Source organism: Microbacterium sp. PMB16 (genome assembly GCF_051294855.1).
Classification (GTDB): domain Bacteria; phylum Actinomycetota; class Actinomycetes; order Actinomycetales; family Microbacteriaceae; genus Microbacterium.
The window spans coordinates 2764536-2779010 of the sequence record NZ_CP145908.1 but is presented as its reverse complement, the minus strand read 5'-3'; the positions used below and the strand labels follow the sequence as shown (position 1 = coordinate 2779010).

Annotated in this window: 10 protein-coding genes; 5 read left to right on the top strand and 5 right to left on the bottom strand. The window is 70.2% G+C overall.

Annotation, left to right across the window (positions count from 1 at the left end; translation table 11 throughout):
• Positions 1-80 precede the first annotated feature (80 nt).
• Both V5D55_RS13330 and nudC read right to left on the bottom strand, forming a co-directional pair.
• Entirely contained in the window at positions 81-1802 is a 1722-nt protein-coding gene (locus V5D55_RS13330; RefSeq protein ID WP_435743758.1) for an ATP-dependent helicase, read from the bottom strand.
• A complete protein-coding gene (nudC, locus tag V5D55_RS13325; RefSeq protein ID WP_435743756.1) occupies positions 1799-2680 on the bottom strand; it encodes an NAD(+) diphosphatase in 882 nt (293 codons plus the stop codon). The genes V5D55_RS13330 and nudC overlap by 4 nt, the downstream gene beginning before the upstream one ends.
• A 64-nt stretch (positions 2681-2744) precedes the next feature.
• Here nudC and V5D55_RS13320 point away from each other — a divergent pair, with 64 nt between their 5' ends.
• Positions 2745-4196 carry a phosphotransferase gene (locus V5D55_RS13320; RefSeq protein ID WP_435743754.1) on the top strand — a complete coding sequence of 484 codons (1452 nt, stop codon included), beginning with the start codon at positions 2745-2747 and terminating at the stop codon, positions 4194-4196.
• Here V5D55_RS13320 and V5D55_RS13315 read toward each other — a convergent pair.
• Both V5D55_RS13315 and V5D55_RS13310 read right to left on the bottom strand, forming a co-directional pair.
• Positions 4142-7654, bottom strand: coding sequence for an ATP-dependent DNA helicase (locus tag V5D55_RS13315; protein WP_435743752.1), 3513 nt, complete (start codon positions 7652-7654; stop codon positions 4142-4144). The two genes, V5D55_RS13320 and V5D55_RS13315, sit on opposite strands and share 55 nt — an antisense overlap.
• The gene (locus V5D55_RS13310) at positions 7651-10863 is read right to left on the bottom strand and encodes an ATP-dependent helicase (protein WP_435743750.1); all 3213 of its coding nucleotides are present in this window, start codon (positions 10861-10863) and stop codon (positions 7651-7653) included. Before V5D55_RS13310 ends, V5D55_RS13315 begins: the two co-directional genes overlap by 4 nt.
• Before the next feature lie 149 nt (positions 10864-11012).
• Here V5D55_RS13310 and V5D55_RS13305 point away from each other — a divergent pair, with 149 nt between their 5' ends.
• Genes V5D55_RS13305 through V5D55_RS13295 form a run of 3 tightly spaced genes read left to right on the top strand, consistent with a single transcriptional unit; the run spans position 11013 to position 12048 of the window.
• On the top strand, positions 11013-11237 hold the full coding sequence (locus V5D55_RS13305; RefSeq protein ID WP_116636539.1) for a DUF3107 domain-containing protein: 225 nt from the start codon (positions 11013-11015) through the stop codon (positions 11235-11237).
• 7 nt (positions 11238-11244) lie between these two features.
• Positions 11245-11532 (top strand): hypothetical protein, encoded by a 288-nt coding sequence (locus tag V5D55_RS13300; RefSeq protein ID WP_435743748.1) that lies wholly within the window; start codon positions 11245-11247, stop codon positions 11530-11532.
• 18 nt (positions 11533-11550) lie between these two features.
• A complete protein-coding gene (locus V5D55_RS13295) occupies positions 11551-12048 on the top strand; it encodes a hypothetical protein (RefSeq protein WP_435743746.1) in 498 nt (165 codons plus the stop codon).
• Here V5D55_RS13295 and V5D55_RS13290 read toward each other — a convergent pair.
• Positions 12045-12758 (bottom strand): ferritin-like fold-containing protein, encoded by a 714-nt coding sequence (locus V5D55_RS13290; protein WP_435743744.1) that lies wholly within the window; start codon positions 12756-12758, stop codon positions 12045-12047. The genes V5D55_RS13295 and V5D55_RS13290 overlap by 4 nt on opposite strands.
• A 192-nt stretch (positions 12759-12950) precedes the next feature.
• Between V5D55_RS13290 and V5D55_RS13285 the strand changes: the two genes are divergently transcribed.
• Positions 12951-14474, top strand: coding sequence for a DEAD/DEAH box helicase (locus V5D55_RS13285; protein ID WP_435743742.1), 1524 nt, complete (start codon positions 12951-12953; stop codon positions 14472-14474).
• The last annotated feature ends 1 nt before the right edge of the window (position 14475 follow it).

The following is a 14475-nucleotide window of genomic DNA, read 5'->3' as shown; positions in this document are numbered from 1 at the left end:
AGCGGCACAGGTGGGTGAGGCGGCGCGCCTCGCGGCGCAGCTCATCCTCGAGCCCACCGAGGAGGCACGGGTCGTGCGGGTCAGCGCTGACGGCTCCCGCGCGTGGCGTGCGGTGACGTTTCACGCAGAATGCCGGTGCCGCGAGCGGTCGTGCCCATCTCCGCCAGGAACCGCGAAGGCGCCCGTTCTCCGCGCCCTGCCGACCGCGACCAGGACAGGTCCAGGGTTCGCGCGGCGCGCGTGACTCCGACGTACGCCAGGCGCCGCTCCTCGTCGATCGCCTCGAACGTCGTCGCGTAGGAGATCGGGAGCGATCCCTCCGCCCAGCCCGCGAGGTGCACGTGCGGCCATTCGAGACCCTTCGCCGCGTGCAGCGTCGAGAGCGTCACCGTGCGCATCGTCGGCTCGTGCTGGTCCTTCGCCCGCGCCATCAGCGCATCGCTGAACGTGCGCAGATTCGCGTCCGGACCTGCGTCCTCCGCCAGTCGGAGAATCGCGCGTCGCGCTTCCCAGCCGTCGCGCTGCGCACCGCCCGCCACGGGCGGATCATCCGTGAGACCGAGTTCCCGCAGCACGCGCTGCACTCCCGGGAGGAATCCCTGCTCGGTGGGTGCGACCGCCGCGGCGCGCAGGGCGAGGATCGCCTGCCGCACCTCCGGCATCGCGAAGAACCGGGTACCGCCGAGCACCGACGTGGGGATGCCCTCCGCGGCGAGCGCCTGCTGCAGGACTCCGGACTGGGCGTGTGCCCGGTAGAGCACGGCGATCTCCGCGGGCGATGCGCCGGAGGCGATCCGCGCCGAGATGGTCTTGGCTATGCCCGCGGCCTCCTCCGTCTCGGTGTCGTATGCCGTGACGGTGGGCGCATCGGCGGTGAACTGCTCGCGTGCTGGCACGAGCTCGAGCGCACCGGGACGGCCCTGCATCAGCGCGTTGGCCGCCGTGAGGATGGGTGCCTGGGATCGATAGTTGGTCTCGAGACGCACCACGGTGGCGCCGGGGTGGCGGCGTTCGAATTCGAGGAGGAACCGCTGCTCCGCGCCGGCGAACGAGTAGATGGTCTGGCTTGCGTCGCCGACGACACAGATGTCCTGCCGTTCGCCCAGCCACAGCTCCAGCAGGCGGTTCTGCAGCGGCGAGACGTCTTGGAACTCGTCCACCGTGAAATGGCGGTACTGCTCGTGAACGGATGCCGCGACCCGCGGCTCCGCCTCCAGCATCCCGGCGCAGGCGAGAAGGACGTCTTCGAAGTCGAGCTGACGACGCTCGTCCTTCAATTCCTCGTATCCGCGCATCAGCTCAGCGAGCTGGGCCACGTCGATCCCACTCACGGGGCGACCAAGGGCCGCGTACTTGTCGATCGACAGCATCGAGACCTTGCGCCATTCGATCTCGGAGGCGATGTCGCGCAGGGTCGCCGTGCTCGGCCGCAGCCGGATCGCATCGGCCGCCTGGCCCAGCATCCGCACCTTGTTGGTGATGATCGCGGGGGCAGGAGAGCCCGCGAGAGTCGGCCAGAAGAAGTTCAACTGCGCGAGCGCCGTCGCGTGGAACGTGCGGGCGGCGACCCCTTCCACGCCGAGCGCGCGCAGACGACCACGGAGTTCGCCTGCGGCCTTCGCAGTGAAGGTGACCGCCATCACTCGCGAAGGCGAATAGGTACCCGTGTCGACGCCGTGCGCGATCCGATGCGTGATCACTCGGGTCTTGCCCGTCCCGGCGCCGGCGAGGACGGCGACCGGACCGCGCAGAACGGATGCCGCGGCCCGCTGCCGCTCGTCGAGGGCATCGAGTGCGCTCACGCGCGCTCCTCGTACCAGTCGAGGATCAGGGCGCGGGCGATGGACGAAGGACCGGGAAGGCCGACGGGACCGTCGCCCGCGAGCGCAGAAGCGATCTCAGCACGGGTGAACCAGCGCACCTCGACGATCTCCTCGCCATCGGGACGCGCCGCCGCCTCGTCGTCGACGACGGCGCGGAAGCCCACCATCAGGGAACGCGGGAACGGCCAGGCCTGCGACGAGATGTACCGCAGCGACGACAGGCGAACGCCCGACTCCTCCTCGATCTCGCGGTGCACGGTGGACTCGAGCGACTCCCCTGCCTCGGTGAACCCGGCGAAGCAGGAGTACATCCGTCCGCCCCAGTTCGCATTGGCGCCGAGCAGCAGACGTTCCCCGTCGCGACTCTCGATCGCGACGATCACGGCCGGGTCGTTGCGCGGGAAGTGGTCCCGTCCGCAGACGAGGCAGCGTCGCGACCAGCCGCCCTGCCGCAGTTCGGTGGCACCGCCGCACGTCGGGCAGAACGCTGCGTCTCGGAGCCAACCGGCCAGCGCGATCGCCTCGACGAGCAGCTCGGACTCCCGCTCGTCGATACGACCGCCGAGATCGCGCAGACCGAGCCAGATCTCGTCCGGCGCGGCGTCGACCGCATCGGTCTCGGGCGGGACGACGGCCAGCACCAGCACGGTTCCGTCCTGATCCCGTCCGAGAAGGGCCCAGCTCGCGTCGACCACGCCCTCGACGGGGACGCGCAGCAGCGTCGATCCCGTGACCCGCACACGCCCTTCGCGCACCACGATCACACGGGTGGACGGGTCGTCGCGGAGGCGGTCGAGCACGTCCGGCTCTTCGCGAAGATCGGCGGCGCGGTCGAGGGACGGGCGCTGAATGGTCATCGACTCCCCCTTTCACGGGCGTGGCGGAGGCGGGACCGCCCCGGCGTCGACCTACCCTGGGGGCATGGGACGCTCTCCTTTCACTCTAGCCGCGGCGGTGACGGCCGCACTGCCCGGCGCGGAGGTCACGGGCGCCCGTCGGCTGAGCGCGGATGGCGATGGCCGATTCGATTCGGCAGTCGCCTCGCTGGCCGACGGCCGTGAGCTCACGATCCGCGTCGCCGACGACGACGAGACGGCGCGCGAGCTGGCCGCCGAGTCGCTCGCGCTGCGTGCGCTGACCGACGGTGTCCGCGCCATGCTCCCCTTCCACGCACCCGAGTACATCGGCGAGACGACCGTCGGAAACGGCCGTGCGCTGGTGACCGAGCTGCTCACGGGCTTCCAGATCGAGGCATCCCTCGTGCCGGCCGGCCGCGGTGCGGCGGAATCGATGGGCGCGGCGATCGCCGCAGTGCACGGCATGCCGACCTCGGTGGTCCGCGGCGCGGGCCTGGTGACCCGTTCAGCCGAGGAGAGCCGCGACGAGCTCGCCCGTCTGATCGACGCAGCGGCCGCCACCGGTCGCGTTCCCGCACGTCTCACGGTGCGCTGGCGCGACGCCGTCGCCGACGACGACCTGTGGCGGTTCGAGTCCAAGGTGGTCCTGGGCGGAGTGCAGGCGACGTCCTTCCTGTTCGATGACGACCCCGAGCGCGGGCCCGAGGTGACCGGTCTCGTCGGCTGGCACGGCCTGTCCGTCGGAGATCCGGCCGTCGACCTCTCCTGGCTCTCCGCCGCGCCGGATGCCGCGGCCGATGTCCACGCCTCTTACGCCCGCGCGGTCGATCGTGCCCCGGACGCCGGACTCGAGGTGCGCGCCCGGCTGCTGGCGGAACTCGAATTCGCGCGGTGGCTCATCCATGGCGACACGATGCGCCGTCCCGACATCGTCGACGACGCCGCTGCTCTACTCGAGTCTCTCGCCGACGGCCTGCGCACCGATGATCTCAGCATCATCGCGACCCGCAGCGAAGGTGTCGACTCCGCTCTCGACGCTCTAGATCGCGTGCCCGCCGCTACGGCTCCCGAGGTGGACACGTCGATGCAGACCGACGCGTACAACCCGAACGAGCTGTGGATCGACACCGACGCCGACACGGACACCGAGGTCGACACCGACACCGAGGTCGACGAGGAGGACTCGGCGGAACAGGATGACGACCGCGACGAGTCCGACACGACCACGCCGCCGTGGGAGACGGATCGACGCACGGACTCTTCGTCGAAGGCGGATGACGCGGCGCACCGCGCTGAGATGCTGAATGTCGAGACCGAGGATCTCTCAGGAGTCGCGGGCCTTTTCGCCGGCACGAACGGCGTCGCCGGCGTGCGTGAGGACTCGCACCCGCTGAATCCGCGATCGACCACACCCGAGGTCGGGGCCGACGATGCCGCCGATTCCGACGATTCGGACGAGGCTCAGCGTGCGGCGCGCGCGGCGCTCCAGCGCTGGAAGAGCTCCTCCTCCGAGTAGACGCGGTCGCCCCGGATCACGAGGTCATCGCCCACGTAGTAGAGGGCGACGTCGATGTCATCCAGCGGAACCCCGAAGCGGCGGTGATACGCCAGGCGGTAGAGGGCGAGCTGCAGCATCCGCTCATCCCGCTCCTTCGCCGTGCGCGGCGCCCTTCCCGTCTTCCAGTCGACGATCTCGATGCGCCCTCCCCGGTCGGCACGGCGGTACACGGCATCGAGCTTGCAGATGACGATGTGCCCCTGATCGCTCGACTCGACGTCTTCGAGGCCCGCACCGAGCGCGAAGTCGATCTCGATCTCGACGGCGATCGGCTTCAGACCACCCCATTCGCTGCGTTCGAACGTCTCCTGCAGCGTCGCGAGATCAGCAGCATCCGCCGATGCGACCGCGTCTGTCGCAGTGGCGTCGGCGCCGAACCCCGGCTCCGGCGACTGCTCGTCCTCGTCGAGCTCCCACAGCGCCTCGTCGACGCGGCTCCCCACCCCGACCAGTTCGGATCGCTGCTCGACCCACGCATGGAACAGCGTGCCCAGGCGCGTCTGGCGGTACGGACGCTCCGGCATCGGCCGCACGATCGACGACAGCGTGCCGGTGAAGTCGGTGACGTAGTCCTTGAACCGCGATGCCGGGACGCGCGTCGGAGCAGCAGCGTCGGTGCCGCGCTGGCGGGCCGCGCGCTCCGCCAGCAGACGGGTGAGCTCGACGGAAGGCTCCGCGGTGCCGGCTCGGACTGCGCCGTCGACGGCGGCGGCCGCGGCGGTGACGACGCTCCGCCGACCGCCGAGCGGGTCGAGCGGCCAGCTCAGCGTCGACCCTGGTCCCTCATACGGATTCTCGGTCGGATCGACGGGCTCGACCGGGTCGAGTCCCTGCACCTCCATCGCCTCGACCAGGTAGGGACTCGGCGTGCGCGGGGCCTTCTGCCCGGCCCAATGCGCACCGCTGAGCAGCAGGTCGGTGCGCGCGCGCGTCACCGCGACGTAGGCGAGCCGACGCTCTTCCTGCTGCTGGTACGCGCGGTAGGCATCCTTGAAGCGCTTGAGCGCTCCGCCATGCGGGTTCGCCTTCGTGGCGCCTCCGGAGAGCGATGCCTGCGCGAGCTTCTGCCGCTTCCCTGCGTCGGTCTCGTCGCCCATCGCATCGTTCGGATCCCATTCGAAGCGCGGCAGGGCGTCGCGGTCTCCGCGCAACGCGAAGGGCACGACGCCGAAGCCGAACCACCCGGAGGTGTCGGAGACGCGGCTGGGGAGTTCATCGACCACGAGGCGGACCACAGCGACGGCATCCCACTCGAGCCCCTTCGAGCCGTGGATCGTCAGCAGCTGCACCACGCCCGGCTCGGGCGGCTCGGGGCGCGGCATCAGCTCGTCCGTGCTCTCCGCCTTGTCGAGCCAGGCGAGCAGGCTTCCGATGGAGCCCCGCTCATCAGCGGCGAGGAACGCCCTGACCTCGTCGGTGAAGGCGCGGAGTTGGGTCGCGGCGATGCGCGCCGGACCCCTGGTCTCGTTCGACGCCAGCTCGATGTCGAGACGGAGCTCGAGCTCGATGAGGCGGATCAGCTCGGGGATCGGCTGAGACGACGCCCGCCGCAACCGTTCGAGCATTTCGCCGGCGGCGCGGATTCGCGCACGACCGTCGGGTGTGATCGGCTCGAGGAGTCGATAGTCGTCGCGCACCGCCCGCACGACGTCGACGGCGTCGATGATCGACACCGCCTCATCCGCGCCGCGGGATGAGCGCAGACGCTCCCGCACCTCCTCCGGGAGCGGAGCCATCGCTGTATCGCGCTCGGCCAACGCGCGACCCAGGTCGTACAGCGCGCCCATGTCGGCGACCCCGACCCCGAAGCGCGGTCCGGTGAGCAGACGGATCAGCGCGGAGCCCGCCGTCGGATCGTGCACCACCCGCAGCGTCGACACGACATCGACGACCTCGGGCGTCGTGAGTAGTCCGCCGAGTCCGAGGATGCGATGCGGGATGCCGCGGGTGGCGAGAGCCGCGGCGAACGTCTGCATGTGCCGCTTCGAGCGGAACAGGATGGCGCCGGTGTGCGGAACGCCGCCCTGCCCGCGGACGGCAGACGCGGAGTCATGCGCCGATCTGCGCTCGAAGAACCACTCGGCCACAGCGGCGGCCTCGTCGTCGACCGTGAACGGGAATCTGACGCTCACCTCGCCGGTGCCCGCTCCGGGGCGAGGTTCCAGCGGGGGCACGTCGAGTCCCGGCCGCTGCAGCGGCTCGAGCACCCGGTTCGCGATGTCGAGGATGCCGCTGTCGTTGCGCCAGCTCGTCATCAGGCTGTACGTACGGGCCGTCTGCGTGCTCGAGAACGTCGCCGCGAACGCATACAGGTTGTCGGCGCTCGCTCCCCGCCAGCCGTAGATCGACTGGTGCGGATCGCCGACGGCCATGACGGCCGAATCACGGAAGAGTTCGGCGAGGAAGCGGGTCTGGATGACAGAGGTGTCCTGGTACTCGTCGAGCAGCACGACGCGGTGCTGCTCACGGAGTTCGGCGCGCACGTCGGGTGCCGATTCGACGATGTCGTATGCGCCGCCCACCTGGTCGGCGAAGTCGAGCACTCCGCGACGCTCCTTCTCGGAGATGTAGTCGCGCACCAGGCGTGCCAGCGTCGGCAGGCTGAGCAGGTTCGATGCTGCCTTCTCCACGTCGGTGTTGCCCCGGTACGGCTCGAACGCCCGAGCCTGATCGATGGCGATCCGCTCGGCCAGATCGAGATCGACCCGGTGATCGAGTGCGTCTCCCGCGAGCCGCTGCACGGCGTCGATGACCGTGCCGAGAGCGAAGTCGATGTTCTCCAGTTCGGGCAGGTCGCTGCGGAGCACGACCTCGCGCGCCAGCATCCAGGACGCGGCCTGACTGAGCATGGCCACATCGGGATCCCGTCCGATCCGGGCCGCGTGCTCGCGGACGATCCCATCGGCGAACGCGTTGTACGTCGACACGCGCGGTCGCACCATGAGGTCTTCCGCGGCGCGCGGGGTCACCGGGTCCCAGCCTGTCCCGAGGTTCGCCGCGAGATCATCGAGGACCTGTGTTCGCACGACTTCCCGCTGCCGCCCGGGAGCGGCTTCCTCGACGCGACGGAGGGAGCCGTCTCGCACGATCTGCGACAGGTACGGCAACAGCCCTCGGCGGCCGAACTCGTCGATGACCGCGAGCCGGTTGCCGATCCGCTCCGCCAACTCGCCGGCGGCCTTGCGGGTGAAGGTCAGCCCCAGGATCTCGTCTCGGCGGACGTGACCGTTCGCGACCAGCCAGACCACCCGGCCGGACATCGTCTCGGTCTTCCCGCTGCCTGCCCCCGCCACGACCAGTGCCGGCACCGGTGGCGCTTCGATGACCCGCTGCTGCGCGGGGGTGGGCGACGGCTGCCCGAGAGCCGTCGCGATGTCCGTCGCGGAGAGGTCTCCGCCTCCTGCCCACGCGCTCATGAGCTCACCGCCGACACGGTGTGGATGCGACACGGGTGCACGCGCCGCTGGGTGTCGCCGCAGTGCGATTCGACCTGCGCCGTGAAGCTCGACGCCGACATTCCGCGCGCCGCCTCCGACACTCTCCGCAGGAACGCCGACCTCGATTCATCGTCGAGCGTGTGCTGGTGGGCGACGCGGTAGTCGCTCTTGGAGAGAGTCTTCGAGACGATCACGAGCCTCGCTCCCCCCAACGAGTGCGCGGGAGCGCCCTCGATCAATCCCTGCTGCACGGCGACCTGGTACGCAGCGAGCTGCGCGTGCTCGAGCACGCCGGAGTCGGATTCGGGATCGTTCTTGCCGGTCTTCAGGTCGACCACCACCGTCGTCCCGCCGGCATCGCCCGTCATCTGTTCCCAGCCGCGCCCGCGAGCATGCGGGTGCTCGCCCTGCCCGGGCGGATACGACTCGACGCGGTCGATGTACCCGTGGATGATCGCCTGATTCGCTCGATCCTCGCCGACGGGGTGCACGCTCGGGACCGCATCGCCCTCGTCAGGGATATCGACGGCGAATCGGAACTCCGCCTCGCTCCCGATCACGCGACCACCGTCGGCGCGCACCTCGCCGATGTACGAGTGCAGACGGTCGACGAGGAGATCGGCACGGCGGCGCTCCTTGCGCCCGATCCATTCCGTCTCGAAGTCGAGTTCGGGCCAATGCTCGGCGACGATCGCCCGCATCTGCTCGAGATCGCCGTCGGGCACCCGTTCCATCGCCTCGTGCACGATCGTGCCGATCCCCGCGGTGGGCGGCATCACGGTATCGCCGCCGAGCGACGACACGACCCAGTTCAGTCCGCATTCCTCGAACGACTCCATCTTCGACGGAGAGACGCGCGCTCCGGCGACGGCGAGATCGCGCAACGGCGCATCGGTCGACGTGGGAGTCACGCCGTACCACTCAGCGGGGTCGGCCCCCGGCACCCCCTCGCGTGCGAGCACTGACAACTGCCCGGCGGCCTCGCGCCGGAGCGGCTCCGACGTGGCAGAGGTCAGCGTGCGACGGTGGCGCGCGACCAGGCCGCGCAGGGTGAGCGGATGCTCGGCCGACGCGTGCCGCTCTGGTGGATCAGGCGCGGGCAGGAAGCCGAAGAACGCACTCGGAGTCAGATCGTCGTCGTCGACGGCCGTGATCAGCAGGCGGTCGCGGGCGCGCGAGATCGCCCGTACGAACAGTCGCAACTCATCGTGCAGCGCGGCGCGACGGCGGTCGACCACCCCCGGGGGCTCGACGCTGACACCTGTGCGGGCGGCCTCGAGAGCATCGGCGAGGCGCCAGGTCTGCAGCAACCCGCCGCGCAGCCGCACGTTCGGCCAGACGCCGTCCTGCACCCCGGCCACGACGACGGCATCGAATTCGGTGCCGAGCGCGGTCGCCGGTGTGAGCAGAGTCACCTTGCCGGGCCTGTCCGGCGTCGAGAGCGAGTCCTCGGGCACCTCGCTGTCGAGGATGTCTCGCACGAACGTCTCCGGCTTCTCGTTCGGCGTGCGCTCGACGAACCGCTTCGCCGCGTCGAACAGCGACACCAGGGCGTCGAGTGACCGCGCGGTCTCCGCTCCGGTGGGAAGCAGCGAGATCTCGCGCCAGGCCACCTGCAGACGCCGACCGTCGACGGCTCTGGCCTGGTCCCACACCCGCCACAGCAGGTCGTGAATGGTCTCCCCCTCGATGGCTGCCCGAGCGACCGCCTCGATCAGCTCGGCGAAGCGCTCGGCGGTGCGGGACTCGGGCGCGTCGATCAACGTCAGGTGAGCGGGATTCGCCATCGCCTGGCGCAGCAGCTCGCGCGCCGGCGTCGACCCGCCCTGCTCGAGCTCGATGTGCCGGAGGCGCGCGCGGAGCCGTCGCAGCCCGATCGCATCCATCCCGCCGAACGGCGTGCGCAATGCTTCTTCCAGCGACTGCGGGGTGCGCTCCTCGACGGGGGTCAGCGCGAGACGGACGATGCCGACGATGTCGCGCACGATCCCCTCGCTCCCCAGCGGCCGCTGCACTCCTGCCGCTCGTGTCGGGATCTCCCGGGCCGCGAGCTCAGTCTCCAATGTCGTCACCTGCCGGGTGTCGTGCGCGATGACCGCCATCCGATCCCAGCGGATGCCGTCGCTGAGGTGCCAGTCCCGCATGACCCCGGCGATGCGGTCGAGCTCCTCGTAGGGCGATGGAGCGAGGAAGGTGGAGACCGCAGCCTCTGCATCGTCGGTCGCCGGCAGCGGAGCGCGGCGGTGATCGACTCTGCCGGAGACGCCGATGGCCTGGGTCACAGTGCGGGTGAGGGTCGTGAGGGCCGGGGCCTGGCGGTGCGGTCCGTCGAGGACGTGCACCTCGCCCAGCGCGCCGGCCAACTGGGCGAAGAGCTCGGGGCTGGCGCCCCGGAACGCTCCGGAGGAGATGTCGGGATCGCCGAAAGCCAGCACCGCGATCCCCCGGCCCTGCAGCGCGCGCACGACCGAGATGCCGCCACGGGTGAGCTCCTGCGCGTCGTCGATCAGGACGACGCGCAGCGGCGCCAGGGGGCCGAGCCCTGCCGCATCGGCCGTCCGCAGGATCATGCTCGCCTCGCTCAGCAGGTCGGCGGCGTCGCGGTGCGCCGACCGGGCCGCGTCGAGCACCGATCGGTACTCCACGAGGAATTCGGCAGCGGCCGCCCAGACCTCGCTGCCGGAAGCACGGAGCTGTTCGGGGAGGACGCCGATCTCGGTGCACTCGGCGAGGAAGGCGCGGAGCTCGGAGCGGAAGCCCTTCGAGGCGCGCACGGAGACGCTGAGCGTCTCCGGCCAGGGGATGCGCCCGTCTTCAGCATCGCCCGCGAGCAGCTCGGCGATGATGCGGTCCTGATCGGCGCCGGTGAGCAGCGCAGGGGGCTCGGCGCCGGCCCGCACGGTCGCGCCACGCACCAGCTGGAACGCGAACGAGCCCAGCGATCGCGCCAACGGCCCCGGAGTCGCCTGGCCGATGCGCACCCCGATCCGATCGCGGAGCGCGGTGGCTGCCTGACGGCTCGGGGTCAGCACGAGCACTTCCTCCGGCCGCATCCGCTCGGAGTCGAGCAGGTGCACGACGCGGTCGACGAGCGTGCGGGTCTTGCCCGTTCCCGGAGCGCCGATGATGACCCCGGAGGCGGTCGCCGCCACGTGCACGACGGCTCGCTGGGCGGCATCCGGTGTCATGTCCTCCACGCTATCGGGACGCGCGGACATCGCCGCCCGTGCGGGCCGGTGCGGCCTGTGCGCTCACGGCGAAACCGAGCCGCCCCGCCGATCCGGCCCGGAGCGCGCGCGGTAGAGTTGGCGAGTCCGACGAACTTCGAGGAGCATCCGTGGAAATCCGCATCGGCATCATCAACACCGGCCGTGAACTGAGCTTCGACACCGGCGCGAGCGCGGACGAGGTCCGCACCCAGGTCTCCGCCGCGCTCGAGCAGAGCTCGACGCACCTGAACTTCTCCGACGTGAAGGGCAACTCCTACCTCGTCCCGACCGCGAACCTCGCCTACATCGAACTGGGCTCAGAGGAATCGCGCCGCGTCGGCTTCGTCGCCTGACCGCACGATGTACATCCTCCTCGCACTCATCGGCGCGTGCGCACTCGGCATCGGCGCGCACTTCCTGATCAGTGGCCGCGAGCTGCGCGGCGTGGCGGTCACTCCGGCGATCGCCACGGCCGCGTCGGCCATCCTCTACACCGCGCTGCAGTGGACGGGCATCGGTGAGGACAGCATCTGGCTGTGGCTCGCGAGCGTGCTCGGCGCCGTCGTCGTCGCCGTGCTGGCGACGCTGGGGATCGTGGCGTTCCGCCGCCGTTCCGACGCCGAGGCCAGGGCCGCGCTCGGCATCTGATCCGACGGGACGCCTGACGTGGAAGCACGACGCACCCTGCGGTGGATCCGCGTCTGCATCGCCGTGATGATCGTCGGTCTCTTCGTGAGCGGCGTGACGGCGTTCCCGCTGAGAGTCGAGCTCGGTATCGGCTCCGACCTCCTGCACGCCAGCCCTGTCGTCGACTGGTTCCCCGACGCGGTGGCGTGGGTGGACCGCGTGGCCGACGCGCTGGTCGACGTGGACGGACGGTACCCCTTCATCTCCTACGGCACCGACTGGCTCGCCTACGCGCACCTCGTGATCGCCGTCGTGTTCATCGGCCCGTTCATCGATCCGGTGCGCAACATCTGGGTGATCCAGTTCGGCGTGATCGCCTGCGCCGGGATCATCCCGCTCGCCCTGATCGCCGGCGGAATCCGCGGCATCCCGCTCGGATGGCAGCTGATCGACATGTCGTTCGGCGTGATCGGCGTCATTCCGCTCATCATCGCCTGGAGGCTCACCAGACGGCTGGAGCGGATGCGCGCTGCTTAGGAGGCGAGCCCCATCGCGTCCATCCGGCGCGCGTGGGCGCCCATGAGCTCGGTGTACACCGGCTCGATGCGCTCGTCGGCGGCGGCCAGATGCTCCGGCCGGAGTGCCGATCGGCACACGAGGATCGTGTCTCCGACGAGTCGGCGCGCCCACATCGACAGGAGCGAGCGCCACTCCTCGTCGCTCTCGATCGTCTCCTGGATGATCGCCACGATCTCGTGGCGGGCGTCGTCCTCACGCAGGATCTCGGCGACCCGGCGTCCGGTGTCGGCATAGCTGGAGGCGAGTGCGAGGTAGAAGTCGTCGAGCATGCCGGCGGTGATGTACACGGCGAGCAGCGTCTCACGGGGTCGCGCCCCGATCGTCTTGCGGCGGAATGCATCGAGGTTCTCGCGGAACGGCAGCATCACCTGGGTCGGGTCGTCCCCGCGCTCGGCGATGACATCGACGATCGCGCGGTGCTTGGTCAGGGCTGCTCCGGCGGCGCGCGAGAGCGATTCCTTCTCCGACAGCTCCGGCGTCGCGCGGATGAGGCGGGTGAGTGTCTCGAAGTAGCCCAGCTGCAGGTACGCCGCCTGGCCGAGGAACCGGTTCAACTCGGGAGCGAGTTCGGCGAAGTCGACGCGCGTCGCGTCTCCCTGATCGCCGCGGCTGCGCAGAGCGAGCGTGCGGCGCGGCGCGTCATCGCGCTGCCAGAACCACTTAACCACGAGGTCTCCCTACCGAGTTCGCCACGTCGTTCACAATACTCGCGCACGAGCCCCCTTCCTGGCGCTTACCACGGCTCAGGTAGGCTGGGCGTGTCCCGCCGTCGGAGCGGGACCCCGCGCCTGTGGCACAAGAGACGGCGTGGATCCGTTTACGTGGCGATCCCACCGGTCGCCGGACAGGCAATTGAACAAGTGACAACTTTCGCTGAACTCGGTGTCGATCAGGACATCGTCGACGCACTCGCTGCCAAGGGCATCGTCGATGCCTTCCCCATTCAGGAGCAGACCATTCCCCTCGGTCTCCCCGGCCAGGACATCATCGGCCAGGCCAAGACGGGTACCGGAAAGACCTTCGGCTTCGGCATCCCTGTCGTCCAGCGGCTGGGTCTCGACCCGGAGCACGGCGTCAAGGCGCTCATCGTCGTCCCGACCCGCGAGCTCGCGGTGCAGGTGTACGAGGACATCGACCTGCTCACCAGCAACCGCTCCACGAGCGTCGTCGCGATCTACGGCGGCAAGGCGTACGAAGGCCAGATCGACCAGCTCAAGGCCGGCGCGCAGATCGTCGTCGGAACCCCTGGTCGTCTCATCGACCTCGCCGGCCAGCGTCTGCTCGACCTGTCGAACGCGACCGAGGTCGTGCTCGACGAGGCAGACAAGATGCTCGACCTCGGCTTCCTCGCCGACATCGAGAAGATCTTCCAGAAGGTGCCGGCCGTGCGCCACACCCAGCTGTTCTCGGCGACGATGCCCGGCCCGATCGTCGCCCTCGCGCGCCGCTTCATGACCAACCCGATCCACATCCGGGCCACCGACCCCGACGAGGGCCTGACCCAGGCGAACATCAAGCACCTGGTCTACCGCGCGCACTCGATGGACAAGGACGAGGTCATCGCCCGCATCCTCCAGGCCGAGGGCCGCGGCAAGACCGTGATCTTCACCCGCACCAAGCGCGCAGCGCAGCGTCTCGTCGACGAACTGGGCGACCGCGGCTTCAACGTCGGCGGCGTGCACGGCGACATGGGCCAGGACCAGCGCGAGCGCTCGATGGCCGCGTTCAAGGCGGGCAAGCGCGATGTGCTCGTCGCCACCGACGTCGCCGCTCGCGGCATCGACGTCGACGACGTGACGCACGTCATCAACCACACGATCCCGGACGAGGACAAGACATACCTGCACCGCGCGGGTCGCACGGGCCGCGCCGGCAAGACCGGCATCGCCGTCACGTTCGTCGACTGGGAGGACCTGCACAAGTGGGCCCTCATCAACCGGGCGCTCGAGTTCGGTCAGCCCGAGCCGGTCGAGACGTACTCGTCGAGCCCGCACCTGTTCGAAGACCTCGACATCCCCGCGGGCACGAAGGGCCGTCTCACCAGCGCTCCGAAGACCCAGTCGGTGAAGACCGAGCGCACCCGCCGCCCCGAGCGTGCAGCGGATGCCGCCGCCGAAGGCACCGATGAGGGCGGCACGCGTCGCCGTCGTCGTCGCCGCAACAGCGAGAACCCGGTCGGATCGACGTTCGCTGAGGGCGCCTCCGACGCGTCCGGCGCCGAGGGCCGCGCCACGCAGCCGGCCGATCGCAGCGCTGACGGTGGCGGCACCCACGACGGTACGGGCAAGGAGCACCACGACGGGAAGCCGGCTCCGGCCCGTCGTCGTCGCCGCCGTCGCGGCGGTTCCGGCGCTCCCGGCGCCGCGCCCGTCGCCGGCGCCTGAA